Origin of the sequence: Streptomonospora nanhaiensis (genome assembly GCF_026642255.1) — a bacterium.
Classification (GTDB): domain Bacteria; phylum Actinomycetota; class Actinomycetes; order Streptosporangiales; family Streptosporangiaceae; genus Nocardiopsis; species Nocardiopsis tropica.
This window is the reverse complement of sequence record NZ_CP113264.1, coordinates 6,320,227-6,337,378: the sequence shown is the minus strand read 5'-3', so window position 1 is coordinate 6,337,378 and position 17,152 is coordinate 6,320,227. Positions and strand designations below refer to the sequence as shown.

Below are 17,152 nucleotides of genomic sequence, written 5' to 3'. Positions count from 1 at the left end.
AGTGACCCAGAAGGCCAACATCCTTCTCGTCGACGACCGCGACGAGAACCTGATCGCGCTGGAGGCCGCCCTCACGTCCCTCGACCAGAACCTGGTCCGTGCGAACTCCGGGGAGGAGGCGCTCAAGCACCTCCTGGGCACCGACTTCGCGGTCATCCTGCTCGACGTGGTCATGCCGGGGATGGACGGGTTCGAGACCGCCGCCCACATCAAGCAGCGCGAGAAGACCAAGGACGTGCCGATCATCTTCCTGACGGCACAGGAGATCGACCGGCACCAGGTCTTCCGCGGCTACGCGTCGCGCGCGGTCGACTTCCTGCTCAAGCCCTTCGACCCGTGGGTGCTGCGCTCCAAGGTCGAGGTGTTCGTGGAGCTGCACCAGCTCAAGGCGCAGATGCGCGAGCAGGCCCGCGCCCTCCAGCGCGACCTCGGCCAGGAGACCGGGGAGCCGGGCAAGATCCTGGCCGAGCAGCTGGCGCTGCGCTCACGGCAGGTGCAGTCCGACCTCGCCGAACTGCGCGAGCACATCGTCACCAACTACCAGGACGTGGACCAGCCCCTCGTCAACGGCGTGCGCCGGATGGACCGGTCGGTGTCGCAGCTGTCCACACTGGTGGACACCCTGCACGGCCCCGAGTAGCTGTGTTTGCCCTGGGGCTCCGCTTCGCTTTGCCCCGGGGTTCGGGCGCCTTGAGGCCGGTGTGCTTCCTGTGTTTGCCCTGGGGCTCCGCTTCGCTTTGCCCCGGGGTTCGGGCGCCTTGAGGCCGGTGTGCTTCGTCCTCGTCTGCGCCTGCCGCTCGTTCCTCGCTCGCGGCTTGACTCGTCCTGCAGCACCCCGGCGGCGCCCTCACTCGCAACCCCCTGGGGCGGGGGTGCGTTCTGACGCACACCCCCTGGGGTGGGGTCGTGTTCTCACTCGCAACCCCCTGGGGCGGGGGAGCGGGATCAGGGGACGGGACGGGGAGGGAGCGCGAGTCCGATGTGCTCGCCGATCTCCTCGATGAGCCCCAGGTCGGCGAGGCGGAAGCTGCTGCGGTTGCTGCGGCGGATCAGGGTGAGCGCGCCGCGCACGCCCCGGCTCCCCCGGAGCGGGACGGAGAGGAGCGACCCGGCCCCGAGCACCGCGAGCAGGGGAGCGCCCGACCCGGCGGCGCCCAGCACCGACTCGTCCTCGATGAGGGGGAACAGCAGGGACTGGCCCCGGCCGAGCACCTCGCCGGGGATCTCGGACCCCCCGGGCGACACGGCCGCGACCTCCTCCCGCACACCGGGCGCCGCGTCGGGAGGGCCGGCGACCACGGCGCGCCGGGCGACCCCGGGGTCGGTGGGCAGGTCGCACACGTCCACGACCACCCAGTCCGCGTAGGAGTCGGCGAGCAGTTCGGCGGCGTCCGCGAGGGCGAGCGGCTCCCCCGCCCCGCCGGGCCCCGCGGACCGCAGCAGCAGCCGCGTCATCCTCGTCAGGACGTCCAGCCGACGGGCGGCGAGGACCACCACCTGGTCCTCCACCTCCGGTTCGAGCGGGGACGGGGCCTCCTCCTCGGCGCCGTTCATCGGCGGCGACATCGCCACCAGCACCAGCGGGTTCGGCTCCGTGGGCAGCTCCAGGCGGGTGAGGGTGAGGTGGACGTCCTCCGCCCACCCGCGCTGCGCCAGCCGCGACTCCAGCGAGGCCGGCCCGCCGCCGCGCAGCACGGCCGCGAGCCAGGACTGCATCGCCGCCCTTTTGCGCAGGTCCACGAAGTGGGCGAAGGTCTTCCCGGTGAGGTAGCCCGGTGCGCTGCCCAGCTGGGCGGCCCCCGCGTTGTTGATCCGTCTGATGTACCCCTCGTGGTCCAGCAGCACCACCGGGACGCTGAGCTCGGTGAACACCGCCCGGAGCAGGTTGCGGTCGTCGTCGTTCTGGCGGCGCGGCCCGGGCTGGCTGTGGGCGCGGGCCAGCTGCGCCCCCGCGTCGTTGAGCAGGCGTTCCGCGTACTCCAGCTCCGCGAGGGCCGCCTCGGCGGTGCCCTCGGCGTCGTCCGGGTACATCGTGTGCGTGTTGCGGAGGGCGGCTGTTCTCTCACTGAGAGCAGTGGTCTCGCGTTGCAACCCGGCGAGGTTCTCCGACACGCTCAGGGCTCCCGTCGTGGCTGGTCTCTCCCGGATGTCCGGGTCCGTGATCCCCAAGGTTACGGTTAGCGGGTGAGCCCCGGACGCGGAAGGAGGCCCCGCCGTGTGGATCGAACGCCTGGCCCGCGACATCGGTGCGCTGGGACAGGCGGAGAACACCACCCTCGAACGCGCCCTCGACCAGATGAGCAGGGCCGCCGCCTTCGGGGTCCCCGGCTGCTCGGCCGCCCTCGTCGTGCTGTGGCGCGAGGTCGAGGGGGCCGACGGGACGGTCCGCCACGTGGTGACCGACTACGGCGCCTCCCACGCCGATCTCTCCGCCGCCTTCGAGCACCAGTACACGACCGACCAGGGACCGACGGTGGAGGCCGTGCGGGAGATGGCCCGGGTCGGGGTCGCCGACGTGCTCCGCGAACCCCACCGGTGGCCGAGCTACACCGCCATGGCCGTCCAGTGCGGCGACCGCTCCTCCATCACCCTGCCCAGCCTCCTGTCCGGCGACGGCGCCGACGACGACCGCGTGGTCACGTTCGGGGTGCACTCCGGCCGCGCCGACGCCTTCGACGAGCAGGTCGTCGCACCGCTCACCGCACTGCTGGCGGAGCACGCGGCGGCGGCCCTGCACACGGTGGGGCGCCAGGCCGACGTGGCGCGCGAGACCGCGCACATGCGCCGGGCGATGTCCGCGCGCACCTACATCGACCAGGCCAAGGGCATCATCATGCACGCGCGCGGCTGCGACGCGGACACGGCCTTCACCGCGCTGCGGGAGGTCGCCCAGCGCAACCGCAAGCGGGTCGTGGACGTGGCCAGGGACCTGGTCATGGAGAACACGGCGGGTGACGAGTCCCGAGCGTGATCGAAAACCGCCATGATGAGGCTCCGACCCGCAGCGACAAGGAGAAGCGACCGTGACGTCAGACATCTCGATCCGTCGCGAGCATGACGTCGTCGTCGTCACCCCCGTGGGGGAGATGGACGCGGTGACCTCTCCCGGCCTGGCCGACGTCCTGGAGGAGGTCCTGGCCGCCGACCGGCCGCGGGGCGTGGTGGTGGACCTCGCCAAGGTCGGCTTCTGCGACTCCCGCTGCATCGGGGTGCTCGTCGCGGCCTTCCGGCGCGGCCGGGACATGGACGTGGGGTTCGTGGTCGCCGAGCCGCAGCAGCAGGTCAACCGTCTGTTCGTGATAGCCGGCATCGACCAGGTCATCCCGATCGTGCCGAGCACCGACGAGGCGGTCGACTCGCTCAGGGGCTGAGCCCCCCGAGCCCGTCCACGAAGTGCAGCCGTACCGTCGACCCCCCGCCGTCCCCGCTGATCTCCAGGAAGTCGCAGCTCTGGCGGGTGATCCACAGCCCGTACCCGCGCGGGCGCATGCTGTCGGCGGGACGGTAGCCCGCCAACGGGTCGGTGAGGCCCCCGTGCTCGTCGAACACGTCGCACACCCACCGGTCGGGGCCCCGCCAGAGGCTGACGGAGCCCTTGCCCGCCCCGTGCTCCAGCACGTTCGCGGCCAGCTCGTTCACGGCCACGACGAGGCTGTCGGCCCGGTGCCGGGCCAGGCCCAGGGACTCGCAGAGCGCGGTCAGCTCACGGCGCAGCCGGGGGAGCGACATCCCGATCTCCAGCCGGTGGACGGGCCCGCCGACCGGCAGGGGGTCCGGTACGGCCGGCAGGGCGCCGAACGCCGCCGTGCCCAGGTAGCCGGGGTTGGGACCGGGCCCGCCCGGGCCCACCAGCGCCGGGTGGGTGGCGCGCACCGCCGCGCGGGCCCTCGGGCCGAGCACCCGCCCGTCGTAGGCGCACAGCAGGCGCAGGCCCAGGGGCGCCAGCGCCGTGCACAGGACCGACTCCAGGCGCAGCCACTCGCGCGTCTCGGTCCCCGAACCGGAGGGGGGCGGTGGCTCCGCCACCAGCGCCACGGGTTCGTGGGTGAGGGTCAGGCGGTGCAGGGCCGCCAGGGTGCGCCCAGGGGCCTCGTAGAGCCCGTCCCTGTCGAGCACGTGGACGCGCGCGCCCTCCGCGGGGGACAGGGACCCGACGAGGGCGGCGGCGCGGGCCCCGGAGACGGCGAGCGCCGCGTGGGCGCCGCCGCCCAGCGCGGACCGCAGCCGCTCCAGGGCCGTGTCGTGGAACCGCCCCTCGCTCTCGAAGAGGAGTCCCTGGTGCTCGAAGGTCATCGGCGCACGGCTCCGCGCCCCGGCCGCCCGGAGGGGGCTCCGCCGGGCTCGGGACACGGACACGGGGGGACGGGGGAACACACGGATCAGCGGGTGGCCCCGGACAGCAGGAGGCCGTCCGTCTCGCTCCCGTCGGCGCCCTCGTCCTCCGCCTGCTGCGGGCGCGACCGGTCGTAGGCGATCTCGGTCTCCACGGCGATCCGCTGCCACGTGAACCGCGAGCGGGCACGGTCCACGGCGGCGATCCCGTAGGCGGTGCTCATGGTCGGGGTGCTGAGCACGGCGCGCACGGAGCGCGCGACCTCGTCCGGCCGGCCGAACCGCATCAGCACGCCGCTGGTGCGGTGCAGGACCGCGCCGGGGGTCGCGCCGGTCGCGGTGGCCACGACGGGCAGGCCGCAGGCCATGGCCTCCAGGACGGCACCGCCGTAGGGGTCGTAGGAGGCGGCGGACACGTACACGTCGGCCGAGCGCAGCAGGCGCGGCAGCTCCTTGCGCTCGACCGGTCCGACGAGGTGGACGCGGTCGTCGACGCCGGCCTCCTTGGCCAGGAGCTCCACCCGGCGGGCGTTCTCGTCGAGGGCGACGTCGAGGTCCTCGGCGGTGGAGACGATGAGCAGCTCCGCCTCGGGCAGGCGGGTCATGGACTCGACGAGGCGGTCGGCGCCGCCGGCCTCCGTCAGGGAGGTGACCGACACCAGTCGCGCGCGCTCCTCGCGCCGGGAGGTCCAGTGCTCGGCCGAGGTCCCGCCCTCCATGCTGAAGTGGTCGGGGTCCACGCCGAAGGGCACGACGCTCACGTGGTGCCGGGGCACGCCCAGGCGCGCCAGCTCGCCCTGCTGGTCGGTGGAGTTGACCAGGACGTGGTCGGCGCGGGAGGCGAGGATCGTCTCCATGCGGGCGCGTTCGGGGTGGTGGGACAGCCCGGAGCGCTGTTCGCTGGCGTTGAGGGAGTGGAAGGTCTGGACGATGGGGGTCCCGCTCTGGTCGCTCTCGCTGTGCGCCTGGGCGTGCAGCGCCGCGAGACCGCTGGTCCAGCCGATGGCGTGCAGGACGTCGGGCGCGTCCTCGTCCAGGACCGCGGCCAGGGCGGTGCCGAAGGCGCCGGTGTGCTCGGCGTGCTCATCGGCGGGAAGCGGGCTGGCGGGGCCGGCGTCGAGGTAGGTGACGGAGACGCCGCGCGCCATCCGGGTGCGCCCCTCCGGCTGCTCGGGGTCGCTGCGACGGGCGTAGACCGTCACCTTGTGACCGAGTTTGGCCAGCTGCCGGGAGAGCGCGCAGACGTGCAGGCTCGCGGGGCAGGCGGGCTCCCCCCGGTGGGCGGGAAGGGGGTTGGCGTGTTCGGCGATCATGGCGATCTTCACTGGGCTGGACTCCTTGGGCGAGAACGGTGCCCGTCGTAGGTGCGAACGCCCGAGGTGACTCCGGAGCGGGGATCGGAATCCCCCCGGGCGGGACGGCGGCTGTGCGATCCAGGGGAGAGCGGGCGCACGGGTCGGGAACGCCCGGGCACAGCGGGTGGTGGACGCCGGGCAGCACTGACGGCCGCGCGCACGGAGGGCACGCGGCTGCTGCGGGGCGAACCGGGAAAGGAAGAGAGGCAGGGCAGACGCACAGTGATCACACCAAACGACCGTCGAAGGAGATCGAGGACCACGGGCGCGACGGAGTCGCGGCGCACGTGGCGGGTCGTGTGTGTCTGCGTCTTAGACACCCAACGGGGCCCATTCTGCCAGACGCCTCGCGGGCGGACAACGCGAGGCCGGTCTCGCGCCATGCCCCAAGGAGACTTCGGGGCGGACCGTAATACCCCGGGACCCCCTGTGCGCTGGGGGTTCTCCGTACCCGCCGATCGGCCCTGTCGGGCGCGCGTGGACGCCGCTACTGTCGGACCGGGACCACGGAAGGCCGCGACACACACCGGAGGCCCACCCGTCACAGCACTTTTATCGGCCGGAACCGGTGCGGGAACTGCATATCCGGGTGTTTTCCGCCATGATGTACGCGGATTTTGACCGACTCCAGCAGTAGGTCGGTACGGTTACAGAATCCAGACGTTGAACGGGACTCGACCAAGGTCCGGCGCGTGGCGCCGGGCAACCGGCCACGGCCGACGAAACGGGAGGAAGGGCGTATGGGTGTCGCTGGTGGGGAAGTCATTGTCACGGCCCTCACGCACCGGGGCGCTATCCGCCCCGCCAACGAGGACGCCGTCGTCATGGGTGCTCTCACCGTCGCCAGTGCGAACATGACCTCTCCGGTCCGCTGCGTGCTGCCGGTGAGCGAGCCCGTCATCCTGGCGGTCGCCGACGGGATCGGCGGACAGGCCGCGGGAGAGATCGCCTCGGAGCACGCGGTGCACCGCATGGCCGAGATGGGGCCGCGGCTGAACGGCCCCGAGGAGATCGCCCAACTGCTGAGCAACATCGACGAGGAGATCAAGGACCACGCCCTCCAGCACACCGAGTTCTCCGGCATGGGGACCACGGTCGCCGGCGTCCTGCTCAACAACGACGGCAACTTCTGGTTCAACGTCGGAGACTCCCGGACCTACCGCCTGGAGGGACGCCGCCTGCGGCAGCTCTCCGAGGACGACTCCCCGGCGCTCCCCCCCTCCGAGGACGGCCGCCCGGTCACCACGAACTTCATCACCCAGTCCCTGGGCGGCAGTTCCGGCGGCTCGATGGTCCCGCACGTGGGACGCGACGACGCGGCCGACCCGAGCGCCTGGCTCATGTGCAGCGACGGACTGTCCGACCTCGTCCTCCCCGAGGAGATGGAGCGGATGATCGCCGAGGCCGGCAGCGACGAGGCCGCCGTGCACGCCCTGTGGCAGGCCGCCATGGAGGCCGGCGGCAAGGACAACATCAGCATCCTGCTGGCGCGCCGAGTCTGACCCCGGCTCCGACGCGCGGGTCCCGCCCCGCGGCGGCCGGCGCGGGGCGAACACGAAGGGCCCGTACACCTCGCGGTGTACGGGCCCTTCCGCTCGTGGACCGCGAGGGTCCGCGCCGGCCTACTTCCGGTCGGCGCCGCCGCCCGGGCGGTTGCGCATCCGGACCAGGACGAGCACGACCGCGCCGATGCCCGCGATCGCGACGACGGCCACCACGGCCAGCGCCACGGGGGAGACGCCGCCCTCGTCGGCCTCCTCGGCGGAGACCTCCTCGGCGGCGGGCTCCCCGGCGGGCTCGTCCGACTCCTCGGAGGCGGGCGCCTCGCTCTCACCCGCCTCCGGCTCCGGCGCCGCGGCGGCCACGGCCTCCTCGGTCACGGTGAACGTCAGGCTGTCCTGGATGGGGTGGCCGTCGGAGGACACGACGCGGAACCCGATGGTGTACTCGCCGGCCTCGTCCAGGGGGCTCAGCCCCACGGACACGTCCGTGCCGTCGAACGAGAGCTCGCCGTCCTCGTAGGTGGTCTCCCCGTCCGGCCCCGTCACGACGACGGCGCTTCCGCTGCCGCCCTCCATCGGCGCGTTGTTGAAGGTCAGCACGACCTCCTCGGGCACGGTCTCCAGGGTCTGCCCGTCCTCGGGGCTGGAGTCGGTCAGCACGTCGTGGGCCAGCGCGGGCGAGGGAGCCAGCGCCAGTGCCGCGGCGGCGAGGGGGGCGAGGAGGGCGGCGGCCGCGCGCGGGAGCACGCGGGAGGCTGTCCCGGTTCCGTCGAGGGGGGCGCTGCTGCTGGTGGTGGTCATGTTCTTCTCTCAGCGTTCGTGGTCGGTTCGCGCCCGGCGCGCGGGTCCTCCGGTACGGGGACCGCGCGGTCCGGGCCTCTCACAGTGCGGACGGGTGCGAACCGGGAGGCCCCCGGGGCCGGTGCGCCGAGAGCGGGGCGGGGGAGGGCGCCGCGGACCGGGTCGGAGACCGGGCCGGAGCGGCGGCGCCGAACGCGAGGCGGGGGACGAGCAGCGGCGGCAGCGCGCGTGCGAACAGCGCGGCGAGGAACCACAGGGCCGCCTCGCCGTGGGCGAGCAGGGCGGAGGCGAGCAGGGCCGCCCACAGGTGCGCGAGCAGCATGCCGGGCGCGAAGCCGAGCGTGTGCGCGAGGAACCCGTGGCCCGCGTGGCCGGCGTCGGCGCCGAACGCGGGGTCGACCGAGCCCTGGAGGACGAGGTGCAGGGCGACCTGGACCGTCGCCATGACGGCGAGGATGTCGCCGAAGCCGCGCATGGACCGGGTGAAGAACCAGAGCACGGGGAAGAGCACCGCGGTGGCGGCGGCGAACCCGCCGGCGGAGGCGGGGACCTCCGCCCACAGGTTGTGGCCGCCCCAGGCCAGCCCGGTGCACGCCGCGGCGAGGGACGCCGTGCGTGTGAGACGGAGAGTGCCGTGGGCGGGTCGCACGTGAACGAACCTAGGCCGTGCCCCGGGGGGCCGCAAGATCTCCCAAAGGTGAGAACCGTGCCCCTGGGGTCGCGGATCGGCGCGGAGCGTGACGGTCCACCGTTCGGCACCTCGCGTTTCCGGTCGGGCGGCCGGGGTCCTCCTCCCGGGCCGCGGGGCGGGAGCGACGCCGGGAGGGGGCGCGGACGTGGAAGAGGCCGCCGGGCGCGATCCCCCGCGCTCCCGGCGGCCTCCTCCGTCGCCCTTCGCAGCCTTCGTGCGCGGGCGGACCCGGGGGTCCGCTAACCGGCCGGTACGAGCTCGCGCCGCATGTAGCGTCGCTGCTCGGGGGTGGTGCCACCCCAGACTCCGTGAGCCTCACCGGAACGAAGGGCCCACCGCAGGCACTCTTGGCGAACAGTACAGCTGCGGCAGACGGCGACGGCCTGTTCGGTGTCGGCGCGCCCGATCCCGGTGCTGCTCACCGGGAAGAAGATCTCCGGGTCGTACGAGCGGCAGTTGCCCTGCTCGACCCAGTCCTCGCTCTCGTGGTACAGGCGGTTCACGGGGCGCCTCCGATCCGTGGCTTGGTCCATGGTCCGTGGGCCGCGCCGTGTTCCCGCGGCGGGGCCGGAAGTCTCCGCCCCGCCCGCGTTCCCGTCGACCGGGCGGAACTGCGGCGAAGCGATGCGACTAAGTGTAGTACTACATGAGGTCGTACTACACGGAGTCTGCTGGAAATCCGCCGAATGATCAAGGACGTTCGGCCGTGTCAGACCCCCTCTCCGCCCCTCGGCGGGCGGGGACGGGGCCGTGTGCGCGGGCCGGGCGGGGGTCGGGAAAGCTCGGGAAATTCCAGCGCACGGACCTTTTCCGGAGCCCCGCCGCGTAGCGTGTGACCTGAGGCGCCGCCCCGAAGAGGCGTTATGTCGCGAGGTTCCCACCGAATTGATGTGACTTAACGCACGCTTAATATTGCTCGGTAAAGCTCTATGTTTGACCGTGTCGGACGGCCGCCGCGCGAGGCGCCGCCGCCGCCCCCGCGCGCCGCCCGTACCCGGCCCGCCCGCCGAACCGCCTGATGGGCGGGGCGTGGACCGCGCGGCCGGGGTCCCCGCGACTCCCCTTGAAAGCCCTGGTCAGGGCCTTGGTTCGCTGCTAAATAAACGGGCCATACCCGATGCGAACCTCCCGAAACATCTGCGCGGAATCTCCGCGGAACCTCATTGACATTCGTTCGCTAAGTTCGATCGACGTGCCACATCTACGAACGAACCTCCAAGCACGCGACCGAACTGACACCGGGGCCGAGAGCCCTGGGACGACAGGGGCCGCGGGCCGTGGGGACGTGCGCCTCGCGCACCCGTCCCCGGAGGACGGGCCGCACATGTGGCGGCTGGCCCGGGAGACGGGAATGGACGTCAACTCCCCGTACGCCTACGCGCTCTGGTGCCGGGACTTCGCCACGACCAGCGTCGTCGCCCGCGACGGCGAGGGCCGTGTCGCGGCCTACGTCACCGGCTACGTGCGTCCCGACAGTCCCGACACGTACTTCCTCTGGCAGGTCGCCGTCGACTCCGCGTTCCGCGGACAGCGGCTGGCCCGCCGGATGCTCGACTTCATCGGCGACCGGATCACCGACCGTGGTCTGCGCTATCTCGAAGCGACCGTCACACCCGACAACACCGCTTCCCGCGCGCTGTTCGCGTCGTTCGCCCGGGACCGGGACACCGAGGCCGTGTGGAGTCCGCTCCTGACCGGGGAACACTTCCCCCAGGAGGGGGACACCCCGCACGAGCCCGAGGACCTGGTCCGGATCGGCCCGTTCGGGCAGGCACCGGGTCAGGGGCGTGACTGACCATCCGCACCGGATCGACCGATCCCGACCCACCCCGTCGTCCAAGCCATGAGCCCACGAACCTGGGGAAAGGAACCGAGGTACACACGATGGAGACCTTCCAGCGCCTGGAGTCCGAAGTCCGCGGATACTGCCGGAACTGGCCGGTCGTCTTCGACAGGGCGGTCGGAAGCCATGTCTACGACGAGACCGGCAAGCCTTACCTCGACTTCTTCGCGGGAGCGGGCTCGCTCAACTACGGGCACAACAACCCCGAGCTGAAGACCTCGCTCATCGAGTACCTGACGGACGACCGCATCGTCCACAGCCTCGACGCCTACAGCGTGGCCAAACGCGAGTTCCTGGAGACCTTCGAGCAGATCGTGCTCAAACCGCGGGACCTCGACTACAAGGTGCAGTTCCCCGGTCCGGCGGGCAACAACGCGGTCGAGGCCGCGCTGAAGCTGGCCCGCAAGTACACCGGCCGCTCGACGATCGTGAACTTCACCAACGGCTTCCACGGCATGACCCTGGGGGCCCTGGCCGTCACCGGCAACTCGATGAAGCGCGGCGGCGCGGGCGTGCCGCTCGACCACGTGGCCACGATGCCGTTCGACAACTACCTCGACGGGCGCACGCCCGACTTCCTGTGGCTGCGCAGCCTGCTGGACGACAGCGGCAGCGGGCTGGACAAGCCCGCCGCCGTCATCGTCGAGGCGGTCCAGGGGGAGGGCGGCATCAACGTCGCCAGCGCCCAGTGGCTGCGGGAGCTCTCCGACCTCTGCCGCGAGTACGAGATCCTCCTGATCGTCGACGACATCCAGATGGGCTGCGGCCGCACCGGCGACTTCTTCAGCTTCGAGGAGGCCGGGATCACCCCGGACATCGTCACGCTGTCCAAGTCCATCAGCGGCTACGGCCTGCCCATGGCCCTCACCCTGTTCAAGCGCGAGCTGGACGTGTGGGAGCCGGGCGAGCACAACGGCACCTTCCGCGGATTCAACCCGGCGATGGTGACCGGCGCCGAGGCGCTGCGCCGCTTCTGGAGCGACGACTCCTTCGCCGCCTCCACCAAGGCCAAGGGCGACATGGTCGCCGCGCGCCTGGGGGAGATGGCGGCGGAGCACTCCGACTTCGGCGCGCACGTGCGCGGCCGCGGGCTCGCCCGGGGTCTGGCCTTCGAGCAGGACGGCATCGCCAAGAAGGTGGCGGCCGAGTCGTTCGACCGGGGCCTGCTCCTGGAGACCTCCGGGCCCGAGGACGAGGTCGCGAAACTTCTTCCGCCGCTCACCGCGACGGAGGAGGAACTGACCGCCGGCCTTGACATCATGGCTGACGCGGCCCGTGCCGCGGTCAAGGTGGCGCAGCCGGCCTAGGCCCCGGCGGCGGTTCCACATCCACGCGGTACGGGGTCGGACGACACTCCCAGGAGGGAGGGTCGTCCGGCCCCGCGCCGCGTCGCACCACCCCAGCAAGGCGCAGCAGCGCGTTTAAGGAGCAAGCCAGTGATCGTTCGCAGCATGGACGAGGTCAACGACACCGAGGCCGACATCAAGACGGAGAACTGGCGCAGCCGCCGGATCATCCTGGCCAAGGAGAAGGTGGGCTTCTCCTTCCACGAGACCGTCCTGTACGCGGGCACCGAGTCGACCTTCTGGTACGCCAACCACGTCGAGCTCGTGCACTGCATCGAGGGCGAGGCGGAGCTGACCAACGAGGAGACCGGGGAGAAGCACACCATCACCCCGGGCACCCTCTACCTCCTCAACGGCCACGAGAAGCACACCGTCCGTCCCAAGACGGACTTCCGCGTGCTCTGCGTGTTCAACCCGCCCGTGACCGGGCGCGAGGTCCACGACGAGAACGGGGTCTACCCGCTCGTCGTGGAGGAGGACGCCCCCGCGTAGGGCGCCGACACGGCAGCAGGTGGGCGGGGTCCGCGCGGCGGACCCCGCCCACGGCCGTGTCCTGGGTTTTGATGGGGGTCTCCGGACCGGGCCCGGGGTGCGTCGGGGGAAGGGAAGGACGGCGGAGAACCGACGCCCCAGTGTGACCGCGCCTCGGACCCAGGGTCACCAGGTACAGGTGACCCGCCCTGAACAGGCCGAAAGCCGGGTCACCCGGCGACCGCGTATCCATAACCAGTGCATAACGGACTAAACCCGTCTCGTTACTGCCGGATGTGCTCGGGGAGGGAGACCCCGTACCAGCGCCGCCGCTCCGTGTCCCGACCGGCGGCGGCAGCCGCGGCCCAGCGCCGCGCACCGCCCGCACCAGGCGTCCCACCATCCGAATGCGCGGCGCACCCGTCCTGCCTTCCCGGTCGGGGGCGCCGCCTCGCGAATCACCGAGGAGCAGTCGTGAAGAAGCAGGTACCAGCGATCAGCCGAGGAACCTGGGGCCGCCGAGACGCACTCCGACTGGGCGGCGTGGGGCTCGCCACGGTCGGCCTCGCCGCCTGCACCCGGGTCGACGGGGGAGGCGGCGGGGAAGAAGGGGGACAGTCCACCCTGGAACGCCTGCGCGAACAGGGCTTCGTGAGCGTCGGCCTCGCCAACGAGATCCCGTTCGGGTTCATCGACGGCAGCGGCGCCCCCGCGGGGCAGTCCCCGGCCGTCGCCAGAGCGGTCTTCGAGGAGCTGGGCGTCCCGGAGATCCAGCCGACCCCGGTCACCTGGGACGGCCTGATCCCCGGCCTCCAGGCGAACCGATTCGACGTTCTCGCCGCCGGCGTGTTCATCACGCCGGACCGCTGCGAGCAGGTCGCCTTCACCGAGCCCACCGCCACGTCCCCCGAGGCCTTCCTCGTCAACGAGGGCAACCCCGAGGGCATCGAGCACTTCACCTCGTTCGTGGACAACCCCGACCTGACCCTGGCCGTCCTCAACGGCTCGGTCGAGCAGAGCTACGCCGAGTACTTCGAGGTGCCCGAGGGCCAGCTGGAGCTCATCCCCGACCAGACCACCGGCTACGAGCTGCTGGAGGCGGGCCGGGTCGACGCGGTGTCCATGCTGAAGGTCTCCCACGAGTACCTCCTCATCGACCGCGGCGGCCCCTTCGAGGTCACCGAGGCGTTCTTCCCCGAGATCGACGGCCGGGAGGAGAAGGGCTGGGGCGGCCTGTGCGTCCGCCAGGAGGACACCGAGCTCCTGGAGGAGATGAACCGCGTCATCGCCGAGTTCAAGGAGAGCGGACGCCTCCTGGAACTGGGCGAGGAGTGGGGCTTCACCGAGGCGGACCTCCCCGACGACACGACCACCGCCGAACTCTGCGAGGGATGACCACGACGTGGACTTCCTGATCGAGCAGCTCCCCCGATATCTCGACGGCGCTCTGATCACCGTCCAGCTGACCGCGGGCGGCAGTGCGCTGGCCTTCGTGCTGGCCATGGTCTTCGGGATCCTGGGCAGCATGAAGCACTGGCTTCCCCGGGCCGTGGCCACGGTCTACGTGGAGGTCTTCCGCGGTATCGCCGCACTGGTCCTGATGTTCTGGATGGCGTACGCCCTACCGCTGGTGTCCGGCTACAAGCTGGACGACACCTTCGCGGCGATCGTCGCCCTGGGCATCAACCTCGGAGCCTACGGCGCCGAGGTGGTGCGCGCGGCCGTCAACGCCGTGCCCAAGGCCCAGGTGGAGGCGTGCGTCGCGCTGAACATGTCGTGGTTCCAGCGGACCCGCCTGGTGGTGCTCCCCCAGGCGTGGGCGCAGATGCTGCCCACGTTCGGCAACCTGGTCATCGAGCTCATGAAGGCCACCGCTGTGGCCTACCTCATCGGTGTGGCCGACCTGACGGCCGTGGCGCAGCAGATCCGCTCCGCCACGGGTGAGACGGTCCTGGCCTTCACCGGAGCCCTCATCCTCTACTACCTGATCGCGCAGGTGCTGATCTTCGGCATGCGACTGCTCGAACGCCGCGCCAACCGCAAGCTGGGACGGATCCCGCCCGGAGGCACCGGGCTGCTGGCGCTTCTGCGGCCCCCGTCCGTGGGCACGAAGGTGGGTGTCGCCAAGTGATCTGGGACTTCGAGTTCACCCTGGAGGTCATGCCGGATTTCCTGCGCGGCCTGTGGGTCACCGTCCAGGCCACCGTGTTCGGCTACCTGATCGCGCTGGCCCTGGGCCTCGTGATCGCCATGGTCCGCCGGATCCCGGTGCTCGGGACGATCGTCCACGTGGTGATGGAGTTCATCCGCACCACGCCGCTGCTGGTGCAGCTGGTCTTCGTCTTCGCCCTCGTGCCCGCGGGCTTCTCGCCCCTGATGGTCGGCATCATCGTCCTGGGGGTGCACTACGCGGCCTACACCGCCGAGGTGTACCGCTCGGGCATCGAGGGCGTGGCCGTGGGCCAGTGGGAGGCGGCGCGCGCGCTGAGCCTCCCGGCCCGGCGCACGTGGGGGGCGATCGTGCTGCCGCAGGCGATCCGCAAGGTCATCCCCGCGCTGGGCAACTACCTCATCGCGATGTTCAAGGACACCCCGCTGCTCTTCGCCATCACGGTCGTGGAGCTCCTGGCCACCGCCCAGCAGGTCGGCCAGGCGAGTTTCAAGATCGTGGAGGCGTTCACCCTCGTCGGGTTCCTGTTCCTCCTCGTGAGCATCCCGTCCGCGATCATCATCCGACGACTGGAGCGACGCTATGCCGCCGTCTGACACCCCTACGAACGCACGGCCCCAGGGTGGCGGGGCCGGGGCCGGGGGAGGCCCCCTGATCGTCTTCGACCAGGTGGTCAAGCGCTTCGGCGACCTCACCGTCCTCGACCACCTGGACTTCTCGGTCGACCCCGGGGAGCGGGTCACCCTCATCGGGCCCAGCGGTTCGGGGAAGACCACCATCCTGCGCCTGCTGATGACCCTGGAGAAGGTCACCGAGGGCGTCATCCGGGTGGGCGGCGAACCGTTCAGCCACATGCCCCGCGGCGGTTCGGGAGGGCTGGTCCCGGCCGGCGAGAGCTACCTGCGCGAACGCCGCAAGCGCATCGGCATGGTCTTCCAGCAGTTCAACCTGTTCCCGAACATGACCGTGCGGCAGAACGTCATCGAGGCCCCGGTCCACGTCCTCGGGATCCCCAAGGAGGAGGCGAACGCCAAGGCCGAGCAGCTGCTGGACCTGGTGGGCCTGGCGGACAAGGTCGACGCCCACCCGACCCAGCTGTCCGGCGGCCAGCAGCAGCGCGTGGCGATCGCCCGCGCGCTCGCGATGAGCCCGGAGATCCTCCTCCTGGACGAGGTCACGTCGGCGCTGGACCCGGAGCTGGTGGCCGGTGTCCTGGACGTCCTGCGCGAGGTCGCCGAGAGCACGGACATCACCATGCTCTGCGTGACCCACGAGATGGGTTTCGCCCGCGACGTGTCGCACCGCGTGCTCATGTTCGACCAGGGGCAGATCGCGGAGGAGGGGACGCCGGACCAGATCTTCGGCGACCCGCAGGAGGAGCGGACCCGGTCGTTCCTCAGGTCGGTCCTGGACAACGGGGTCTGACACCGGCCGCCGCCCGGCCCGGTCCACGGCGCGGCGGGACGGCGTGCCACGGGGCGGGCCCGGGTCGGAGCACGACCCGGGCCCGCCCCGTTCCGCCGTCCGGAGCGCCCCGATCCGAGACGAGTGGCGACATACCGTGGTCATTGGACAGCTTTTAGTTATCTCTTGGGCAGAATGAGAGTCCTGATACAGGGGGGACTCTTGTGACCATGGTGCGAAGATGGGGGCTCACCTGGTGGTCGGCCCTCGCCGTCCTGCTCGTCGCGGTGCCGATGGCCGTCCACCCCGACCTGCGCTCCGACGTCCTGGGCGACTTCGCCGTCCTCTTCCTCGTCTCCTGGGGGCCGATGCTGGTCGGCGGCCTCCTGGCCTGGGCCCTGGTCCGGTCGCTGGGGGCGCCTGACGCGTTGGACCGCAGGATCGCCGCGGCGATGGTGGGCCACCCCCTGGGCCGGGAGCTCGCCTGGCTGGCGGTCTGCCTGGGCGCCTTCGTCCTCAGCATGGTCGTGCTGTCGCTGTTCTTCGGCATGTACGAGGCGACGATCGGCGCCGATCTGGCGATGTCGGCCTCCCTGGTGTCCCGGCTGCTGTTCCTCTTCACCCTGCCCCTGCTGGTCATGGACCGCTCGGGCGTCACCATCGACGGGAAGGGCACCGCCATGCCCTCCCTCGCGCTGAAGGTGACCGAGGGCTGGCGCTGGTCGGGCCTGGCCCCGGTCGGCCTGGCCCTGGGCCTGATCGCCTACCTGCTCGTCCCGTACACCGGGCTCCCGCCCGTGTCCTTCCCCCTCGTCGGCTTCGTGCTCGCGTTCGCCTTCGTCGCGGTCTGCGAGGAGATCTTCTTCCGGGGCATGGTGCAGACCCGCCTGGAGATCCTGATGGGCCGGTGGGGCGGCATCCTGGCGACCTCGGTGGTCTTCGCGCTCACCTACGCGGTCATCCAGCCCTACGACGCCGTGTCCCAGCTGACCGGCGTCGACTTCGTGTACGACACCGGGCTGTCCCTGCTCACCTACGCCACCGCAGGCGCGTTCTACGGCTACCTGTGGGCCTGCTTCCGGAACACGTGGCTCAACGTGCTCATGCGGATCGGGATGTTCGTCGTCATCATGCCGCCGGACCTCCAGATCGGGATCACCTAGGGCCCCGCGGGCACGTCCGCCCGCCCGCCCCACCCCTGTGACCGGTCCCCTTTCCGTTCTCGGACCGTGCAAGA

18 protein-coding genes are annotated in these 17,152 nt (G+C 71.5%); 12 read left to right on the top strand and 6 right to left on the bottom strand.

Translation table 11 applies throughout. The features are described from left to right. Position 1: 1 nt before the first annotated feature. Positions 2 to 640 carry a response regulator gene (locus OUQ99_RS27225; protein WP_267946623.1) on the top strand — a complete coding sequence of 213 codons (639 nt, stop codon included), beginning with the start codon at positions 2 to 4 and terminating at the stop codon, positions 638 to 640. 305 nt (positions 641 to 945) lie between these two features. Here OUQ99_RS27225 and OUQ99_RS27220 read toward each other — a convergent pair whose 3' ends face one another. Beyond that, entirely contained in the window at positions 946 to 2,112 is a 1,167-nt protein-coding gene (locus tag OUQ99_RS27220) for a PAS domain-containing protein (protein WP_267946622.1), read from the bottom strand. Positions 2,113 to 2,215: 103 nt separating this feature from the next. Between OUQ99_RS27220 and OUQ99_RS27215 the strand changes: the two genes are divergently transcribed. Further along, on the top strand, positions 2,216 to 2,971 hold the full coding sequence (locus tag OUQ99_RS27215) for an ANTAR domain-containing response regulator (protein ID WP_267946621.1): 756 nt from the start codon (positions 2,216 to 2,218) through the stop codon (positions 2,969 to 2,971). Between the two features lie 52 nt (positions 2,972 to 3,023). Continuing rightward, positions 3,024 to 3,371, top strand: coding sequence for an STAS domain-containing protein (locus OUQ99_RS27210; RefSeq protein WP_267946620.1), 348 nt, complete (start codon positions 3,024 to 3,026; stop codon positions 3,369 to 3,371). On the opposite strand, the gene OUQ99_RS27205 is transcribed toward OUQ99_RS27210, so the two are convergent. Both OUQ99_RS27205 and OUQ99_RS27200 read right to left on the bottom strand, forming a co-directional pair. Continuing rightward, positions 3,361 to 4,293 carry an anti-sigma factor RsbA family regulatory protein gene (locus tag OUQ99_RS27205; protein ID WP_267946619.1) on the bottom strand — a complete coding sequence of 311 codons (933 nt, stop codon included), beginning with the start codon at positions 4,291 to 4,293 and terminating at the stop codon, positions 3,361 to 3,363. The two genes, OUQ99_RS27210 and OUQ99_RS27205, sit on opposite strands and share 11 nt — an antisense overlap. A gap of 86 nt (positions 4,294 to 4,379) precedes the next feature. After that, complete coding sequence (locus tag OUQ99_RS27200; protein WP_267946618.1) at positions 4,380 to 5,657, bottom strand: glycosyltransferase; 1,278 nt, start codon at positions 5,655 to 5,657, stop codon at positions 4,380 to 4,382. Between the two features lie 770 nt (positions 5,658 to 6,427). On the opposite strand from OUQ99_RS27200, the gene OUQ99_RS27195 reads away from it, so the two are divergent. Beyond that, complete coding sequence (locus OUQ99_RS27195; RefSeq protein WP_267946617.1) at positions 6,428 to 7,189, top strand: PP2C family protein-serine/threonine phosphatase; 762 nt, start codon at positions 6,428 to 6,430, stop codon at positions 7,187 to 7,189. A gap of 120 nt (positions 7,190 to 7,309) precedes the next feature. On the opposite strand, the gene OUQ99_RS27190 is transcribed toward OUQ99_RS27195, so the two are convergent. From OUQ99_RS27190 to OUQ99_RS27180, 3 genes are all read right to left on the bottom strand, one after another. Further along, positions 7,310 to 7,990 (bottom strand): copper resistance CopC family protein, encoded by a 681-nt coding sequence (locus OUQ99_RS27190; RefSeq protein ID WP_267946616.1) that lies wholly within the window; start codon positions 7,988 to 7,990, stop codon positions 7,310 to 7,312. A gap of 79 nt (positions 7,991 to 8,069) precedes the next feature. Next, complete coding sequence (locus OUQ99_RS27185; RefSeq protein WP_267946615.1) at positions 8,070 to 8,639, bottom strand: copper resistance protein; 570 nt, start codon at positions 8,637 to 8,639, stop codon at positions 8,070 to 8,072. Positions 8,640 to 8,920: 281 nt separating this feature from the next. Next, entirely contained in the window at positions 8,921 to 9,184 is a 264-nt protein-coding gene (locus OUQ99_RS27180; RefSeq protein ID WP_267946614.1) for a WhiB family transcriptional regulator, read from the bottom strand. A 782-nt stretch (positions 9,185 to 9,966) separates the two neighbouring features. Here OUQ99_RS27180 and ectA point away from each other — a divergent pair. From ectA to OUQ99_RS27140, 8 genes are all read left to right on the top strand, one after another. After that, positions 9,967 to 10,476, top strand: a complete 510-nt coding sequence (gene ectA / locus OUQ99_RS27175) for a diaminobutyrate acetyltransferase (RefSeq protein WP_267946613.1) — start codon at positions 9,967 to 9,969, stop codon at positions 10,474 to 10,476. 89 nt (positions 10,477 to 10,565) lie between these two features. Next, entirely contained in the window at positions 10,566 to 11,831 is a 1,266-nt protein-coding gene (ectB, locus tag OUQ99_RS27170; protein ID WP_267946612.1) for a diaminobutyrate--2-oxoglutarate transaminase, read from the top strand. Positions 11,832 to 11,960: 129 nt separating this feature from the next. Continuing rightward, positions 11,961 to 12,362 (top strand): ectoine synthase, encoded by a 402-nt coding sequence (locus OUQ99_RS27165; protein ID WP_267946611.1) that lies wholly within the window; start codon positions 11,961 to 11,963, stop codon positions 12,360 to 12,362. Positions 12,363 to 12,884: 522 nt separating this feature from the next. Then, a complete protein-coding gene (gene ehuB, locus OUQ99_RS27160; protein ID WP_267950523.1) occupies positions 12,885 to 13,736 on the top strand; it encodes an ectoine/hydroxyectoine ABC transporter substrate-binding protein EhuB in 852 nt (283 codons plus the stop codon). Positions 13,737 to 13,743: 7 nt separating this feature from the next. Next, entirely contained in the window at positions 13,744 to 14,472 is a 729-nt protein-coding gene (gene ehuC / locus OUQ99_RS27155; protein WP_267946610.1) for an ectoine/hydroxyectoine ABC transporter permease subunit EhuC, read from the top strand. Further along, on the top strand, positions 14,469 to 15,107 hold the full coding sequence (gene ehuD / locus OUQ99_RS27150) for an ectoine/hydroxyectoine ABC transporter permease subunit EhuD (RefSeq protein ID WP_267946609.1): 639 nt from the start codon (positions 14,469 to 14,471) through the stop codon (positions 15,105 to 15,107). The genes ehuC and ehuD overlap by 4 nt, the downstream gene beginning before the upstream one ends. Beyond that, a complete protein-coding gene (gene ehuA, locus OUQ99_RS27145) occupies positions 15,094 to 15,936 on the top strand; it encodes an ectoine/hydroxyectoine ABC transporter ATP-binding protein EhuA (RefSeq protein WP_267946608.1) in 843 nt (280 codons plus the stop codon). Before ehuD ends, ehuA begins: the two co-directional genes overlap by 14 nt. A gap of 209 nt (positions 15,937 to 16,145) precedes the next feature. Beyond that, positions 16,146 to 17,078, top strand: a complete 933-nt coding sequence (locus tag OUQ99_RS27140; RefSeq protein ID WP_267946607.1) for a CPBP family intramembrane glutamic endopeptidase — start codon at positions 16,146 to 16,148, stop codon at positions 17,076 to 17,078. The last annotated feature ends 74 nt before the right edge of the window (positions 17,079 to 17,152 follow it).